This is a genomic window from Paraburkholderia sp. J10-1 (genome assembly GCF_905220165.1).
Lineage (GTDB): Bacteria > Pseudomonadota > Gammaproteobacteria > Burkholderiales > Burkholderiaceae > Paraburkholderia.
Genome location: NZ_CAJMYW010000002.1, coordinates 1,002,172 through 1,018,906 on the forward strand (window position 1 = coordinate 1,002,172; position 16,735 = coordinate 1,018,906).

Consider the following 16,735-nt stretch of genomic DNA (forward strand, 5'->3'; position numbering starts at 1 on the left):
TCGTCCCCCGAATCTCCGAGCCGCGTTTCAAACACGGTTCAAACACGGTTCAAACGCCAAAGCGCTCCGCACACGCCGCGCGCACGCGCTCCACAACGGCGCTCCATGCTTCGTTCATGCGCTGGCGGAACAGGCGCATCGTGCCTGGGTACCACGGCGAATCTTCGCGCTCGTGCATCCAGCGCCAGTCCAGATCGTATTGCGGCAGCAGCACCCAGCACGGCTTGCCGAGCGACGCCGCCAGATGCGCGGTAGAGGTATCCACGCAAATCACGAGATCGAGCTGCGCGATGATCGCCGCCGTATCGACGAAATCGCGCACGTCGCTGCCGAGGTGCAGCAGCGGCAGGCTCGCAGGCGGATTCTGCGCTTCGTCTTCGCCCTGGCCTTTTTGCAGGCTCACGAACTGCGCCCCCGGCAGGTTCCACAGCGGAGCGAGCGCGGCAAGCGATGGCAGCGAGCGATGGGCGTCGTTGAAATGCTTCGGGTTGCCCTTCCAGACAATGCCGATGCGCGGGCCCGGCGCGAGCGTGGCGAGGCGCGCGCCCCAGTGGTCGGCGAGCGCGGGCTCGGGCGTACAGGCAAGCGGCGCGGGGATCGTCTGAAGCGTCGTGCCCAGAAGGTGGGGCACGCTGATCGGGCTCACCCAGCAGTCGAACTGGCCGGCCGCTGCCGCACCGGCTTCATGGTCGAGCACGGCGTCGATGCCTTCCACGCCGCGAAAGAGCCGGTGCAGCGGCGGCTGGCAGGCGAATGCGACGTGCGCCGCGCCCTGCGCCTTGAGCACGCGCGCATAGCGCCCGAACTGCAGCATGTCGCCGAGGCCGTCTTCCTGCCACAGCAGCAGCGACTTGCCAGCGAGCGGTTCGCCCTGCCAGGCCGGGCACCGCAGCAGGCGTTGCGTTGCGTAGTGCACGAAACCGGGCATCGTATAGCGGCATTCGTAGCGCGCGAAGCCTTCCTCGAAGCGCCCCATGCTGATGAGCAGCGTGGCGAGGCGGAATTTCGCGTCGCCGTATTCGGGGTTCGCATCGAGCGCGCGGCGGTAGCCGGCCTCCGCTTCGTCGAGCCGGCCGAATTCCTTGTGCAGGCTCGCGATATTGAAGTGCGCCTCGGCGAAATCGGGCCGCACGGCCACCGCCTCGTTGAGCACGTCGAGTGCTTCGCCGCGCCGCCCGAGCGCCATCAGCACGCAGGCGAGATTGTTATAGGCCTCCACGCGGCCCGGCAGGCGGCGCACCGTCTCGCGATATGCCGCTTCGGCCTCGGGCAGCCGCTCGAGCGTATGCAGCGCGACGCCGAGGTTGTAGTGCGCCTCGGCGTGGTTCGGCGCGAGCGCGAGCACCTGGCGAAAGGCGGCTTCCGCTTCGGGCACGCGCTTGAGGTCGGTGAGCACGCAACCGAGGTTGTTGAGCGCATCGACGAAACCGGGGCGAATCTGCAATGCAAGGCGCGCCGCGAGTTCGGCTTCCGCGAGTTTGCCGGACGCCTTCAGCAGCATCGCGAGATTATTGAGCGCTTCCGGATACTGCGGCTGGATCAGCAGGGCCTGGCGAAAGGCGTCGGCGGCTTCGTCGCCGCGCGCCGCGTCACGCAGTAGTGCGCCCAGCGCGTTGTACGCCTTTGCATGGCGCCCATTCGCGGCGATGGCGGCGCGCAACGCGCTTTCGGCTTCTGTGTGGCGGTCTTGTCCTTGCAGCAGCAGGCCGAGGTTGTAGTGGGCGTCGGCGTGAGCTGGGCGGTGCGCGAGCACGGCGCGAAAGGCGGCTTCCGCTTCGGCGTGGCGGGCCTGGCGCTGCAGCACGACGCCGAGGTTGCTGCGTGCGTCGGCGTCGGCGGGCGTAAGCATCAGCAGCCGTTCATAGAGGGCCTCGGCTTGATCGAGTACGCCAAGCGCCGCAAAGAGCGCGGCGAGACCGCTATATGCCTGCGCGAAGTCTGGCTTTGCTGCGAGGCAGCGCTGCCACAGCGCCTGGGCGCGAGCCGCGTCGCCCGTGCCCATTGCGCTCAAGGCCGCGAGATTGAGCGCCGGCGCGAGCGCCGCGTCGTCGGGCGGCGGGCCGATGTGCGGGTCGAGCAAGGCGAGGGCATCGGCAAAGCGGTGCGTTTCGCACAGCGCATTGGCTTCACGCAGGAGGTCGTCGAGGGCGGGCGCGAGGGGCGTCGTCATGGTCACAGTGGAAATCGTCGGGGCCGGTGTGCGACGCCTGGGCGGCACGAACAATGGGGCAGTGTCGAGCTTACGACAGCTCGGGCTCAGGCAACGGCGCGAACTGAGCGCTTACGTTGCCGTTATTCAGCCGATCAAGCGTGCCGGGCGCGCAAGGCTTGCAGAGCGCTTGCAGGCGGACGCGGGCGTGGGTGCATCGTAAGGCGCGCCGTTTTGCGCGCGCAGGCATATCGATGTGGCGATTTCTTCGTGGCGACAGGCCGCCACGCGCAAGAGAATGAGCCGGGTCCTATTTCTCGCGCGCAACGCCTGTCATCATGAGCCAATCTGCTGGAACACGGCGCGGTCATCTGCGTCTCGGCGCTTTTCTCTATCCCACTGGCCACCATATCGCGGCATGGCGGCATCCGCATGCGAATGCCAACGCGGGCAGCGATTTTCGCCATTACGTCGACCTGGCGCGCATAGCCGAAGCCGCGAAATTCGACCTGGTCTTTCTCGCGGACGGCTCGGGCACACGCGGCGACAACACCGACTTCCTGAGCCGCACCGCGCACAGCTATGTCGCGCAATTCGAGCCAATCACGCTCCTTTCGGCGCTCGCGGCGGTCACGGAGCGCATCGGCCTCGTCGGCACGGCATCCACAACATTCAACGAGCCGTATCACATCGCGCGCAAGTTCGCTTCGCTCGATCACATCAGCGGCGGGCGCGCAGGGTGGAATCTCGTCACGTCGTCGAGCGAGCACGAGGCGCGCAACTTCGGCTTCGACGAGCATCTCGCGCATGCCACGCGCTACGAGCGCGCCGCCGAATTCGCGCACATCGTGGAAGGGCTGTGGGACAGCTGGGACGATGACGCTTTCCTGCACGACAAGGCCGCCGGCCGCTTCTTCGATCCCGCGAAGCGCCATGTGCTCGCGCATCGCGGCGAATTCTTCAAGGTGCGCGGGCCGCTGAACGTGGCGCGCGCGCCGCAGGGGCGGCCCGTGGTCGTGCAGGCGGGTTCTTCCGAGGCAGGCAAGGCGCTCGCCGCGCGTACGGCTGAAGTAATCTTCACCGCGCAGCAGAGGCTGGAAGACGCCGTGGCGTTCTACGCCGACGTAAAAGGCCGCATGGCGCAATACGGACGCGACCCGGGCGATCTGAAGATCATGCCGGGCGTGATGCCGATTGTCGGGCGCACCGAGGCTGAGGCGCGCGAGAAGTTCGAGGCACTGCAGGCGTTGATCGACCCGGCGGTGGGGCTCGCCATGGTGTCCACGTTGACGGGCGGCTTCGATCTATCGGGCTACCCGCTCGACGGCCCGATTCCCGAACTGCCGGAAACCAATGCGAGCAAGAGCCGCCAGGCGCTCACGCTGACGCTTGCGCGCCGCGAAAACCTGACGCTGCGCCAGTTGTACCTGCGTGTTGCAGGCGCGCGCGGGCATTGGCAACTGGTTGGGACACCAGAACAAATTGCCGATGCGCTCGAAGAGCGCTTCGTGAACTACGGCGCGGACGGCTACAACGTCATGCCCGCGCTGCTGCCCGACTCGCTCACCGATTTCGTCGAGCTCGTGTTGCCCGAACTGCGGCGGCGCGGTCTCTTTCGCAGCGAGTACGAGGGGCGCACGCTGCGCGAGCATCTCGGCTTGAAACGGCCCGGCTCGCGACATGTGCGTGAAGAGGCGCTCGAGCCGGGCGTTTGATGCCGTTCGCGACAGTTTGATCGCGCTCATTCAAGGTGGAGTCAATCCGCAGCGCGTGTCGCGGCCAAGGCCGAAATGACCTGTGACCGGCGAGAACGCAACGCGTTGGCAGGCAAGCGCCCGCCGTTCACGGCGGCGCGCTTGCGCGCCATCATCAGGGCACCAGCACCTGGCGCCCGACCACCTTGCCCTGCACGAGCGCTTCGAACGCCTCGTTGATTTCCGTGAGCGGCCGCGTGGTGACCGGCGAGGGCTGCATCTTGCCTTCGCGCATCAACGTGACGAGTTCGCGCAACTCGGGCAGCGTGCCCACGTAGCTGCCTTCGATCTTTAGCGGCCGCATCGGGATGATGGGCAGCGAAAGCGTGAGGTCGCCGCCCATCAGGCCGACGATCACCACGTGGCCGCCGCGCGCGCACGAGTCGAGCGCGAGCTTGACGGTAGGCGTTGCGCCCACGAGGTCGAGCACCGCGCGTGCGCCGCCGCCCGTTGCCGCGACGATCTGCTGCACGGCGTCGTCCGCGCGCGCGTCGATGGCGGCGAGCGCGCCGGCCGCCAGCGCGGCTTCGCGCTTGGCGGGGTCCACGTCCACGACGATCGCGCCTTGCGCGCCCATCGCCTTGAGCACTTCGAGGGCCATCATGCCAAGGCCGCCCGCGCCGATCACGACCACGGGGCCTTCGTGGATACGCGCGCCGAACTTCTTCACCGCCGAATACGTCGTCACGCCCGCGCACGCGAGCGGCGCGGCCTTCGCGGGATCGAGGCCGGCGAGGTCCACGAGATAGCGCGGGTGCGGCACGATCACGTAGTCGGCGAAGCCGCCGTCGCGCAGCACGCCGAGCGACTGCGGCTTCGCACAGATGTTCTCCTCGCCGCGCTTGCAGGCCGCACATTCGCCGCAGCCGATCCACGGATGCACGACGGCCGACGTGCCTGCTGCGAGCGCTTCTACTGCACCTTGCGCATCGGGGCCGAGCGCCACGACTTCGCCGCAGATTTCATGGCTCGGCGTGAGCGGCAGCTTGATGCCGCGGTCGGCGAGCGAGAGCTTCTTGCCGCCGCCCAGGTCGTAATAGCCTTCCCAGATGTGCAGATCGGAGTGGCACAGGCCCGCGGCCTTCACGCGCAACAAGACTTCGGTGCCCTTGGGTTCGGGCACGTCGCGCTCGACCAGTTCGAGCGGCTTGCCGTGATGGATAACGCAGTAACAGCGCATTTGCATCGATGTCTCCGTGAGTGTTGTGTACGACGGTCAGGCACAGCCAGGCGATTGCGATCCCTTCGCATCATAGCGGATGCGTTACATATTCGTCCGACCGTTCTATTTCCCTTTGATTGAGCGGAGACCTGTCATGCGCAATATGCGTGGATCGTTGCATAGCTAACTATATTGAGTTATCCTCTGCGCATGTTCGATCATTGCCTTTACTTCAACACCACGGCGCTCGCGCGGCGCCTCGAGCGCGAATGGGCGGAAGCCTTCGAACGCTTCGAACTCACGCCGCCGCAGGGTTTCATGCTGCGCGCCGTGCTGGAGCGTCCCGGTTCGCTGCAGCGCGAACTGGCCGATCTGCTTTCCATCGCGCGGCCCACGGCCACGCGCGTGCTCGACGGCCTCGAGGCGCGCGGCTATGTGGAGCGCCACCGCACGGAAGGCGACGGCCGCGAAGTGGCGATCGTGCCCACGGCGCAGGCCATGGCGATCCGCGAGCCGCTCAACGCGGCGAGCGCGGCGGTCGCGAGCCGCCTGAAGCGCACGCTCGGCGGCGAGGCATTCGTGGATACGGTGTCGCGCCTGCGCACCGCGCGCGCGACGTTGGGCTGAAAGCACTGGGGCGCGCGTGATGCGCAGCCTTGAAGCAAGGGATTTAAAGAGTAGGGAGTAGCATCATGCGGCGCATCGGCGCTTTCTGTATTTCAACCTGGCTTGCGGCCGCGGTTCTTTTTCTCGGGCGCCATTCGGTGCCGATGATCGCGCTGAGCGGCGTGATCGTGTTCGCCGGCTTCGATCTTTTTCGTCCCGATTCGGGCGACCAGTAGCACAGTGCAGCGAACGCCGCGCGTTGCGCGCGGCGCTCGCGTCCTTCACATCACATCTCTTCGGCCCACGACAGGTTTTCGCGCGCGAGCAGCGCCGACGACGCCGCCGGCCCGAACGTGCCCGCCGTGTAGGTGCGCGGGCGATCGTTCAGTTCCTTCCAGCCGTTGAGAATCGGCTCGACCCACGTCCATGCGGCTTCCAGTTCGTCGCGGCGCATGAAGTGCGTGAGACGGCCGCGGATCACGTCGATCAGCAAACGCTCGTACGCTTCTGCGCGGCGCTCGGGAATGGCCTGCTGCAGGTCGAGATTCAGGCTCACTGGCAGCATGTTCATGCCGCTGCCCGGTTCCTTCGCGAGCATCTGCAACTGGATCGACTCTTCCGGCTGAAGCTGGATCACGAGACGGTTGCCATAGTTGCGCGGGCCGCTCGGGAAGATCGAGAACGGCAGGTCCGCGAATTCGATCACGATTTCCGACTGGCGCTTCTGCAAGCGCTTGCCCGTGCGCAGGAAGAACGGCACGTTGGCCCAGCGCCAGTTGTTGATGTGCGCGCGCAGCGCGACGAACGTTTCCGCCTTGCTGTCGGCCGGCACGTTGTCTTCTTCCAGATAGCCCTTCACCGGCTGGCCGTCCACGGCGCCCGCCGCGTACTGGCCGCGCACGGTGTCGCGCGCGATGTCGGCAAGCGACATGGGGCGCAGCGAGCGCAGCACCTTGAGCTTTTCGTCGCGCACGGCGTCCGGGTCGAGCGAGACGGGCGGCTCCATCGCCACGATGCACAGCAGCTGCAGCAAGTGGTTCTGCACCATGTCGCGCAGCGCGCCCGTGTGATCGTAGAAGCCCGCGCGGCTGCCCACGCCCACGGTTTCCGCCACGGTGATCTGCACGCTGCGGATGTACGGCGCCTGCCACAGCGGCCCGAAGATCGGATTGCCAAAGCGCAGCACCATCAGGTTCTGCACCGTTTCCTTGCCCAGATAGTGGTCGATCCGGTAGATCTGCGACTCGGCGAAGTGCCGGCCCACCGACTCGTTGATCTCCTGCGCCGAGGCGAGATCGTGGCCGAGCGGCTTTTCGAGCACCACGCGCGAACTGCCGTCGATCAGACCGGCCGCCGTGAGGTTGTCGCAAATCGTCGTGAACAGTTCGGGCGACGTGGAGAGATAGAACACGCGCAGCGCATGCTCGCGCGACGCCGCCTTCAGGTTCCCGTAAGAGGCGGCATCGTTCACGTCGATGATCACGTACTGGAACAGGTTCAGATAGCGGTCCCACGCTTGCGCGTCGAATGCTTTCGCGTCGATGAACGGACGCGACTGCTCTTCCATGAACTTGCGATAGTCGTCGATCGTCCAGTTCTTGCGGCCCACGGCGATGATGCGCGTTTCCGGCGGCAGGTTGCCGTGCAGGTGCGCCATGTAGAGCGCGGGCAGCAGTTTGCGCGCGGCCAGGTCGCCTCCGCCGCCGAAAATAATCATGTCGACGGGCTGTTCGGGCAAGGCTTGGGCAGGCTGATTCGTCATGGCAGGTCGGAGGTGACGCGCGCTCGGGTAACGATGTCGGGCACGACCGTTAGACGGCTAGCGCGCGGTTGCAGAACCCGCACCCGTCGCAAGAGCGGGCGCGGCGAAAACGCTAATGGTGCATGGTTTCGCGCGAGTTTGCACGCGTGGCGCGAGCGCGGTGTTGCGCGACACCGCTTCGGTAATAAACCGACCGGCCGTTCATGCATGCATCGCGCGGCATTCAGCTGATCATTAGCCGAGCCCCGGCACCGCCACGCCGAAGGTCGCGAGCACCAACGCCACATTGAGCGCGAGCACCGTGAGCGCGCCCGCCACGGCTGCCACGGCCGTGAGCGCGCGATTACGATGGGGTCCCATCACGTCGCGCCGGCACGTGAGCCACACGAGCGCGGCCATCGGGAACGGCAGCGCGAGGCTCAGCACGACCTGGCTCATGACGAGCGCCTCCGTGGCGTTCACGCCGAGCGCCACCACGACGAAGCTCGGCACCATCGTCACCGCGCGGCGCAGCCAGAGCGGGATGCGGAAATTCACGAAGCCTTGCATGATCATCTGTCCCGCGAGCGTACCGACCACGGAACTCGAAATGCCCGAGGCGATCAGCGAGACGAGGAAGATGCTGGCGGCCGCCGCGCCCAGCAGCGGGGCGAGCGTGCGGTAGGCGGTCTCGATTTCGGCGACATCGGCATAGCCCTGGTGGAACGCACCGGAGGCCATCACCACCATCGCCATGTTGATGAGCCCGGCCACCGAAAGCGCGGCCACGACCTCGACGTTGGAAAACTTTACGAGCCGCTTGCGCTCGGCGTCGTTGCGCGCGAGCACGCGCGCCTGGGTGAGCCCCGAGTGCAGAAAAAGCGCGTGCGGCATGACCGTTGCGCCGATGATGCCCACCGCGATTGTTACGGCTTGCGCGTCGGGCAGGCGTGGCGTGGCGAGGTGGCGCAAGAGGCTCGGCCACTCGACCGGCGCGATGAATAGCTCCAGAACATAACAAATGCCGATCACGCCCACGAGCGCGCCGATCAGGAGTTCGAGGGGCCGGAATCCCGCGCGCTGCAGGAACAGGAGCGCGTAGGTGACGACGGCCGTCACCGCCATGCCCGCGAGCAGCGGCAGATGAAACAGCAGCGCAAGGCCGATCGCGCCGCCGAGGAACTCGGCGAGATCGGTGGCCATGGCGGCGATCTCGCTCACGATCCACATGAACCACACGAGCGGCGCGGGCAAGTTGTCGCGGCAGAGTTCGGCGAGATTGCGCCCCGTGGCGATGCCAAGTTTCGCGGAAAGCCCCTGAAACAGCATGGCGATCACGTTGGCGAGCAGCACGACCCACAGCAGCGCGTAGCCGTAGCGCGCACCGGCCTGGATATTGGTCGCGATATTGCCGGGATCGATATAGGCGACGGAGATGACCACGGCCGGACCCGCGAGCGGCAGCAGAAGGGCGACGCCGCGGCGGCGTCCTTCGAGCGCTTCGCGCACCGCGGCGGCCGTGCTGCGGGTGAGGCCGTCGGGCGCGCGCAAGCCGGTGTCCGCGTTATTCGCGCGGTCGTCGCGGGCGCGATGATCCATGCAACTTCTCGCACGAGAAAGAGTCTGTTAGCGCATCCCAATGCCATGACCCTTGCACGGAGCAGACGCGAATGCGCCCGCAAATGCGGCAAATGTGTTGCAAAGGCGTCATCGGAATCGGGCCCTCATGCGTTAAGCAGGCAATCCGCGCGCCTGCCTTGGCACTATCTCAGCACAAACCGGCGCAGCGCGCCTTCGCTGCTCTCTTTCCCTTACGAAATGCCTGAATTCCCGATCTTTTCGAATGCACCGGCTCACATGAAAAAAACGCTCGCTTCCGCGCTGCTGATGAGCGGCCTCGCATGGGGCGCGCTCGCCCACGCCGACGACAAGGTCATCGTGCTCGACTCGGGCGAGGCGAAGCTTTCGCTCATCGACGAGGCGAGCCGCACCGTGGTCGGCACCGAACCCACGGGCAAGGAACCGCATCACCTGATGATCACGCCCGATGGCAAGTCGCTCATCGTCGCCGATTCGGTGTCGAACGACCTGCTGTTTCTCGACCCGCATACGGGGCAGGTACAGCGCCGCCTGGAAGGCATTGAAGATCCGTATCAGCTCGGCTTCTCGCCCGACCGCAAATGGTTCGTGACCGCGGGCCTGCGGCTCGACCGCGTGGACGTCTATCACTACGACGGCCAGAACCTCACGATCGCCAAGCGCATTCCGCTCGCGAAAACGCCGAGCCACATCACGTTCGCCTCCGACAACAAAACGGCGTTCGTCACGCTGCAGGACACGGGTGAAGTGGCCGCGATCGATCTGCCGACGCAAACGGTGCTCTGGAAGCTGCACGTGGGCAACACGCCTGCGGGCCTTTGGATGACGCCCGGCGACAAGTATCTGCTCGTCGGCATGACGGGCGAGGACAACGTGGCCGTGGTGGACTGGCACAACCGCACGGTCGTGAAAAAGATCCAGACCGGCCGCGGCGCGCATAACTTCCGCAATCTGGACGATGGCAAACATATCGCCGTGTCGAATCGCGTAGAGAGCACGATCAGCATTCTCGACTACACGACGCTCACCAAAGTGGCCGACATCACGGGCCTGCGCCCCGGTCCCGACGACATGGAGCTTTCGGCGGACAAGCGTTACCTTTGGGTGACGTTCCGCTTCGCGAAGCACGTAGGCGTGATCGACCTGACCACGCGCAAGCTGATCGACACGATCGCGGTGGGCCGCTCGCCGCACGGCATCTACTTCGCGAACAGCGCGCCGTTCTACGCGCCGAACCCGGACTGATTAGGGAGTCTCGATGCTCGACACGCTGCTTTCGCAGGCCGACAACCTCGTTTCGTGGCTGCAGACGCTCGTTTACGTGGACGTGGTGCAGCCGATCTTCTACAAGATCGGCCTGATGGGCTATGACGAGGACACCTACGACGCGCTCTACTGGGTGATCGTGGGCGTGCTGCAGATCTGTGCCTCGTATGTGCTGCTGCGCCCGCTCGAAGCGCTGCGTCCCGCGGAAAACTGGGGTGATCGCAAGGCGTTGCGCGCCGACGTCTGGTACACGTGGATCGCGAAGCTCGGCATTCTGAACATCGCCTTCTTCTTCTTGCTCACGCCCGTGTTCAATCACTGGCAGAGCCTGATGGCGATCCACAACGTGCCGAACATCGAAGTGGACAGCCTCTGGCCCGGCGTGACCGACAAGCCGCTCGTGTCGTTCCTGATTTATCTCGTCGTGCTCGACTTCGCGGGCTACTGGTATCACCGCTGGCAGCATCGCTTCGGCGTGTGGTGGGAACTGCATGCCGTGCATCACAGCCAGCAGCAGATGTCGCTGTGGTGCGACGATCGCAATCATTTCCTCGACGACATCGTGCAGGCCGCGTTCTTCGCGGGCATCTCGCTCTTTATCGGCGTGCCGCCCGCGCAGTTCGTCGTGCTCGTGGCCGTGAGCAACTTCATGCAAAGCGTGCAGCACGTGAATGCGCGGCTCGACCTTGGCTGGCTGCTCGAGCGCATTGTGGTGAGCCCGGCGTTTCATCGGCGTCATCACGCGATCGGCTACGGCCACGAAGGCACGCGCTACGGCTGCAACTTCGGCGTGCTGTTTCCGTGGTGGGACATGCTGTTCCGCACGGCGTCGTGGAACAAGCAGCACGAGCCCACCGGCATTCGCGACCAGTTGCCCGTGCCGCAGGGCCGGGGCGCGAACTATGGCGAAGGGCTGCTCGCGCAGCAGTGGTTTGCGCTCGTGCGCATCGCGCGGCGCCTTGCGGGCAAGGGCTATCCGATGGGAGATGCGGCGCGCTGACGGGAAGCGCGCAGTGTCATGGCCCTCATGCGAGGCGGTCTTCGGGCCGCCTCGTTTCGTTTCAGGATGACGTTTCGGGATGCCGCTGGCGCGCCGGATGCGATAATCGCGCATTCATCCCCCACACATGCATGATGCGCGCGTCAAAGGCGCAGTTGGAGAACATCTTGAGCCGTATCGACAATCCGCAGCACGACCAGGAAGTCGGCGTGGCCGACGCCACCCAGGACACGACCCGCATCGACGACACGCGCATCGGCGCCGTGCGTCCGCTCATTTCGCCCGCGCTGCTGCTCGACGAGCTGCCGGTGCCGCAGGACACGCAAAACCTCGTCGAAACGAGCCGCGGCGAGATCGCCGAGGTGCTCGCGCAGCGTGACGACCGGCTCGTGGTGGTGGTGGGCCCCTGCTCGATTCACGACCACGACCAGGCCATCGAATACGCGAAGCTCCTGAAGGCGAAGGCCGACACGCTCAAGGACGAACTGCTGATCGTCATGCGCGTGTACTTCGAGAAGCCGCGTACCACGGTGGGCTGGAAGGGCTATATCAACGACCCTCGTCTCGATGGCAGCTTCCGCATCAACGAGGGCTTGCGCGCGGCGCGCCAGCTGCTGCTCGACATCAACGCGCTCGGCCTGCCCACGGCCACGGAATTCCTCGATCTGCTGAGCCCGCAATTCATCGCCGACCTCGTGGCGTGGGGCGCGATCGGCGCGCGTACGACCGAAAGCCAGAGCCACCGGCAGCTGGCTTCGGGCCTCTCATGCCCGATCGGCTTCAAGAACGGCACCGACGGCGGCGTGCAGGTGGCGAGCGACGCCATCGTCGCGGCGCGCGCGAGCCACGCGTTCATGGGCATGACGAAGATGGGCATGGCCGCGATTTTCGAAACGCGCGGCAACGACGACTGCCATGTGATCCTGCGCGGCGGCAAGAGCGGGCCGAACTACGACGCGGCTTCCGTGGCGGCGTGCTGCGCATCGCTTGCGAAGGCGGGGCTGCGCGAGCAGGTCATGATCGACTGCTCGCACGCGAATTCGAACAAGGCGCATCAGCGTCAGATCGACGTGGCGCGCGATATCGGCGAGCAACTGGCGGGTGGCGACAAGCGCATTATCGGCGTGATGATCGAGAGCCATCTCGAAGAGGGCCGCCAGGACCAGAAGCCGGGCGTGCCGCTCAAGCGCGGCGTGTCGATTACCGATGCGTGCATCAGCTGGGCGCAAACGGCGCCGGTGCTCGATGGGCTGGCGCAGGCGGTGCGGGAGCGGCGCAAGGCGGGGTGAGGGCGCTAACGCCCCTAGCGCCCCTTGCGCGCCCCTTTCTTCGCCGCCGTCGCCCGCGGCGGCTCCTTCACCGGCGCCGCAACGCCCACACTCGCATTCAACTGCTCGAGCCACGAAAGCGCATCGGCATAGGCGAGAAACTGCTGCAGATAGCCCGGCGACACCTCGCGCATGAGCGAGAGCGCGCGATGCACGAGGCTGCTCGAATTGAGCGGCCCGGCGTTTCTGGGCACCTGGTCCAGCGACTGCCGCAACTGCTTTTCGGAGCGCACGCGCGACCACGTTTGCCGGAAGTATTCGACCAGCTCCGGGTCCGGCTCGTGCCGCACTCGCGTTGCCGGTTGTGCGGGCTCCGCGCGCGCGAGCGAATCGACGAGGCGGCCCAGTTCGCTCCTCGCCGTCTCGTCGCGGAGCGTGTGCGTGATTTTCGAGTCCTCGCGCGCGAGGTCGTCGGCAAAGGCGTCCAGCAGTTGCGCGAGCCGCGCGTCGATGAGCCGCCGCGCGTCGCCCGCATGCGCGGCGGCGCGCCGCTCCAGCGCCTCGATCAAATGAAAGCGCACCGGGTCGAGCTGGTCCGCGCCGCGGGCGCGCCAGGCGTCGAGCAGGGCGCGTGCGTCAGGGGCCGACTGCGGGCCCATGTCATTGACCATGCTTGCTCTCGCCGACGGTCGGCCGCGGCACCGGCGCAATCTCCACGCGGCGGTTCTTTGCGCGGCCGGTCTCGTCGGTGTTGGCGCTCACCGGCTGCTCGGAGCCGAACGCGGCCGCGAACACCGACGACGCGGGAACCCCTTCGTCGATGAACGCGCGCGTGACCGTCAGCGCGCGTTCGGCCGAAAGCTCCCAGTTATCCGCGAAGCGGCGGTTGCCGGCGTGCACTTGCTGGTCGTCGGCGAAACCGCTCACCATCAGGATTTCATCGCGAGTCTTCAAGTACGCCGCGAGCGGACCGGCAAGGCTCTTGAGCAGATCGCGGCCCTGCGGCGTCAACTGGTCCGAGTTCAGCGCGAACAGCACGCTGCCGCTAATGCCGATGCGGCCGTTCACGAGCGTCACGCGCCCCGCCGCGAGCGGGCCCGCGAGCGCTTCTTCGAGCGTCTTGCGGCGCTCGGTTTCGGCCTTGCGTTGTTTCACCTCGTTCGCGAGCCGGCTCGACAGTTCGAGCTGCATGCCGACCACGCCGACGAGGATCAGCAGGAACGCGCCCAGCAGCACCGACATCAGGTCGGCGAACGCGGGCCAGACCGGCGCGGCAGGGGCCGCGCCGCCGTCGATTTCGTCGTTCATGCCGCATCCGCTCCGGCGGTCGCGCGCTGGCTGGCGAGCTGCTGCAGGTTCTCGACGATCTGCTTCTGCGACAGCATGCTCAGGTCGATGACCTCACGCGCTTGCGCCACGTAGTAGGCGAGCTGGTCGTCGCTGCGCGCGAGCGACTTGTCGAGCGCGGCCTCGATGCGCTCCAGATGCGCCACGAGCTTGTCGTTCGATTCGCCGAACACGGTCACGGCCGCGCCGAACGCGTCGCCGAGGCTCGCCACTTCGACGGCGCTGCCGCTCACCTGCGCGGCAATCGCGCCCAGCTTGCCGCTTTCGGCTTCGACGTTCGCGCTGAACTGGCCGCCCACGCGTTCGAGCAGATCCGACGACGTGGAGACGAGCGCGTCGATTGCCGAGCGCTGCTCGGTGGAAGCGCGGTTCACGGCGTCGAGCAGCGTTTCGAGCGTGGCGAGCAGGCGATTGCGTTCGTCGAGCATCGCGGTGTCGCGGACCATGCTGTCCGAGAGCTTCTGGCGCAGCTCGGCGATGACTTCAGCCGCTGCTTGCGGGGCGGCCGACGCGGCCTGCACGAGGCTGCCGATTTCGGCGATCGTGCTGGCGTTATGGGCCTGCGACTGCGTGGTGATGTCGCTGGCGGTCTGGGCGAGCGTTTCGCAGATGTCCTGCTGGCGCTGCGCGGTGGCCGCGCTCGTGGTTTCCCATTGCTCGCGCAATGCGGCGGACATCGTGGCCAGCGAGGCAGTCCATGCGGCGAGACGTTGCTCGTCGCGCGAGGAGATCTCCGTGTGCAGGTTCGCGGCGGCCTTCGGCGCTTCAGCCGCGGCTTGTACCAGGCGATCGATCTCGGCGATCGTATTCGTTGCGTGGCGTTGCGACTGCGCGGCGATCTCGTTCGCGTGTTGCGCGAGCGTCGCGCAGACTTCCTGCTGGCGTTGCGCAGTGGTTGCGCTCGTTGCTTCCCACTCCTGGCGCAATCCGGCCGCCATCGTCGCGAGCGACGCCGTCCATGCTTCGACGCGTTGCTCGTCGCGCGCCGAAATTTCCGCATGCAGGTTCGCGGCAGCCTTCGGTGCTTCCGAAGCGGCATCGACGAGACGATCGATCTCGGCAATCGTCTTGCTCGCGTGCTGCTGCGATTGCGCGGCGATCTCGTTCGCGGTTTGCGCGAGCGCCGCGCAGATTTCCTGCTGACGCTGCGCCGAAAGCGCGCTAGCCGCTTCCCACTCCGCGCGCAGCCCGGCGGCCATCGTCGCGAGCGACGCCGTCCACGTTTCGATGCGTTGCTCGTCGCGCGCCGAAATTTCCGCATGCAGGTTCGCGGCAGCCTTCGGCGCCTCCGAAGCGGCATCGACGAGACGGTCGATTTCGGCAATCGTCTTGCTCGCGTGCTGCTGAGACTGTGCGGCGATGTCGTTCGCGGTTTGTGCGAGCGTCGCGCAGATTTCCTGCTGACGTTGCGCCGAAACGGCGCTCGTCGCTTCCCACTGCGTACGCAGTTCGGCACTCATGGTCGCGAGCGCTTCGGCCCAGCTTGCGAGCCGCGCTTCGTCGCGCGCGCCAAGCTTCGTCTGCAGGTCCACATGGGATGCATCGACCGCACGCAGCAGCGAGGCCGAATGCTGTTCGAACGTGGCCGCCGCCGTGGCGAGCGCCTGCTGGTTGCCTGCGGCGAGTTTTTCGCCGGTGCGCTCCTGCTGCTCGAGCGCCGCCTGCCAGGCCTGTGACATCGTTCCCGAAGCGCTTTCGAAGCGCGTCGAGACGCCATCGAGCAGCCCGGCGGCACGTTGCTCGAAGCTTGCGTTGAAGCGCTCCAGCGCGCCGCCCAGGTCGGCGGCCAGCGCCTCGTTGGTCTGGCGGTGTTGCGCGAGCGCGCGGTTCCAGATCTCGGCGACGTTTGCCGTCGACGCCTCGAAGCCGCTTGCGAGCCCTTCGAGCTGCTGCTGCACCGCCAGCGTGAGCGCACCCTGCATCGACGCCGATTCGCGCGCGAGGCCCGCCATGGTCGCTTCCACCACCGGCTGCAGCGCCGCGCCCGCGGCACGCGCGCTTTCGGCGGCGCTCGACTTGAGCGACTGGCCCACGGAAGCCGCGAGGCGGCTCCAGGCGGCTTCGGCGTTCGCGGCGAAGGCCTGTTGGGTGGCGATCTGCTGTTCGTGCTGCGCGGCGCCCTGGCGCTCGATCAGCGTCATCAGCGCGCCGAGCTTGTCGACCAGCGCGGGCATGGCGTCGGCCTGGCGCTGCAGCAGCTTGAACGAGGCTTCGCGCTGATGGGCCGGCGAGAAGGCGCGCAGCGTCGTCGCGATCTTCGCGTCGAGCTGCTGCGCGGCCGCGATGCGCTCGCGGCGGCACAGCGCGGAGAGCAGGCCGAGCATGGCGGAGGTGGCCACACCCGCGATGGAGGTGCCGAACGCGAAGCCGAGGCCGTTCACCGGCGCGGCGAGCGAGGCGCGGATCGCATCGAGGTCGGTGGCGCTTTCCAGCGCCGCGCCCGTGCCCTTGAGCGTCACGACCATGCCGAGCAGCGTGCCGAGCATGCCGAGCAGCACCAGCAGGCCCGTGAGGTACGGCGCGAGCGCCGGGCCCGGCAGGGCCGCGCGCTCGCCTTCGACACGCGCGCGCACCGCGTTGCGCAGGCCCGGATGCACCGTGTCGAGCCAGCCGGCCAGGCGCGCGGGCGGCGCGTTCAACTGCGCGAGCGCCTGGACGAGCGTGGTCGTGGCCTGCTGAAAGCGATAAAGCTCCCAGGCGCCCGCGACATAGCACGCACCGATCAGCAGCGTGACGGCGCTCGCAAGCGGGTTGGTGAGCGCGTAGCCGGCGCCGATCCAGCACACGGCGGCGAGACCCACGACGAAGACAACAGGTTCAATGCGAATTCGGGACATAGCGCG

General features: G+C 66.8%; 14 protein-coding genes. 7 read left to right on the forward strand and 7 right to left on the reverse strand.

All coding sequences use genetic code 11. The annotated features are described in order from the left end of the window. Positions 1–49: 49 nt before the first annotated feature. Positions 50–2,170 (reverse strand): tetratricopeptide repeat protein, encoded by a 2,121-nt coding sequence (locus U5A65_RS11275; RefSeq protein WP_321946292.1) that lies wholly within the window; start codon positions 2,168–2,170, stop codon positions 50–52. Between U5A65_RS11275 and U5A65_RS11280 the strand changes: the two genes are divergently transcribed. Together U5A65_RS11280 and U5A65_RS11285 are read left to right on the forward strand one after the other, a co-directional pair. Further along, a complete protein-coding gene (locus U5A65_RS11280; protein ID WP_321933519.1) occupies positions 2,169–2,372 on the forward strand; it encodes a hypothetical protein in 204 nt (67 codons plus the stop codon). The genes U5A65_RS11275 and U5A65_RS11280 overlap by 2 nt on opposite strands. A gap of 115 nt (positions 2,373–2,487) precedes the next feature. Continuing rightward, the gene (locus U5A65_RS11285) at positions 2,488–3,864 is read left to right on the forward strand and encodes an LLM class flavin-dependent oxidoreductase (RefSeq protein WP_321909257.1); all 1,377 of its coding nucleotides are present in this window, start codon (positions 2,488–2,490) and stop codon (positions 3,862–3,864) included. 154 nt (positions 3,865–4,018) lie between these two features. Here the strand turns inward: U5A65_RS11285 and U5A65_RS11290 are convergent, their stop codons facing one another. Next, positions 4,019–5,083, reverse strand: coding sequence for an alcohol dehydrogenase (locus U5A65_RS11290; RefSeq protein WP_158761012.1), 1,065 nt, complete (start codon positions 5,081–5,083; stop codon positions 4,019–4,021). Between the two features lie 192 nt (positions 5,084–5,275). Between U5A65_RS11290 and U5A65_RS11295 the strand changes: the two genes are divergently transcribed. Continuing rightward, the gene (locus tag U5A65_RS11295) at positions 5,276–5,692 is read left to right on the forward strand and encodes a MarR family winged helix-turn-helix transcriptional regulator (RefSeq protein WP_321946293.1); all 417 of its coding nucleotides are present in this window, start codon (positions 5,276–5,278) and stop codon (positions 5,690–5,692) included. Positions 5,693–5,757: 65 nt separating this feature from the next. After that, positions 5,758–5,907 carry a hypothetical protein gene (locus U5A65_RS11300; protein ID WP_321909253.1) on the forward strand — a complete coding sequence of 50 codons (150 nt, stop codon included), beginning with the start codon at positions 5,758–5,760 and terminating at the stop codon, positions 5,905–5,907. A gap of 50 nt (positions 5,908–5,957) precedes the next feature. Here U5A65_RS11300 and zwf read toward each other — a convergent pair whose 3' ends face one another. Together zwf and U5A65_RS11310 are read right to left on the reverse strand one after the other, a co-directional pair. Next, a complete protein-coding gene (zwf, locus tag U5A65_RS11305; protein WP_321909251.1) occupies positions 5,958–7,433 on the reverse strand; it encodes a glucose-6-phosphate dehydrogenase in 1,476 nt (491 codons plus the stop codon). A gap of 234 nt (positions 7,434–7,667) precedes the next feature. Then, the gene (locus U5A65_RS11310; protein WP_321946294.1) at positions 7,668–9,011 is read right to left on the reverse strand and encodes an Nramp family divalent metal transporter; all 1,344 of its coding nucleotides are present in this window, start codon (positions 9,009–9,011) and stop codon (positions 7,668–7,670) included. A 258-nt stretch (positions 9,012–9,269) separates the two neighbouring features. Between U5A65_RS11310 and U5A65_RS11315 the strand changes: the two genes are divergently transcribed. The 3 genes from U5A65_RS11315 (at position 9,270) to U5A65_RS11325 (ending at position 12,566) form a co-directional block, all read left to right on the forward strand. Next, positions 9,270–10,256, forward strand: coding sequence for a beta-propeller fold lactonase family protein (locus U5A65_RS11315; RefSeq protein ID WP_321909247.1), 987 nt, complete (start codon positions 9,270–9,272; stop codon positions 10,254–10,256). 13 nt (positions 10,257–10,269) lie between these two features. Continuing rightward, on the forward strand, positions 10,270–11,277 hold the full coding sequence (locus tag U5A65_RS11320; protein WP_321909245.1) for a sterol desaturase family protein: 1,008 nt from the start codon (positions 10,270–10,272) through the stop codon (positions 11,275–11,277). Positions 11,278–11,444: 167 nt separating this feature from the next. Further along, positions 11,445–12,566, forward strand: coding sequence for a 3-deoxy-7-phosphoheptulonate synthase (locus U5A65_RS11325; protein WP_321909243.1), 1,122 nt, complete (start codon positions 11,445–11,447; stop codon positions 12,564–12,566). Positions 12,567–12,580: 14 nt separating this feature from the next. Here U5A65_RS11325 and U5A65_RS11330 read toward each other — a convergent pair whose 3' ends face one another. From U5A65_RS11330 to U5A65_RS11340, 3 genes are read right to left on the reverse strand one after another with little or no spacing between them, the layout of a single operon-like run. Further along, complete coding sequence (locus U5A65_RS11330; RefSeq protein ID WP_321946295.1) at positions 12,581–13,216, reverse strand: DUF2894 domain-containing protein; 636 nt, start codon at positions 13,214–13,216, stop codon at positions 12,581–12,583. Beyond that, the gene (locus U5A65_RS11335) at positions 13,206–13,853 is read right to left on the reverse strand and encodes an OmpA family protein (RefSeq protein WP_321909240.1); all 648 of its coding nucleotides are present in this window, start codon (positions 13,851–13,853) and stop codon (positions 13,206–13,208) included. The genes U5A65_RS11330 and U5A65_RS11335 overlap by 11 nt, the downstream gene beginning before the upstream one ends. After that, positions 13,850–16,729, reverse strand: coding sequence for a DUF802 domain-containing protein (locus tag U5A65_RS11340; RefSeq protein ID WP_321946296.1), 2,880 nt, complete (start codon positions 16,727–16,729; stop codon positions 13,850–13,852). Before U5A65_RS11340 ends, U5A65_RS11335 begins: the two co-directional genes overlap by 4 nt. Positions 16,730–16,735: the final 6 nt, after the last annotated feature.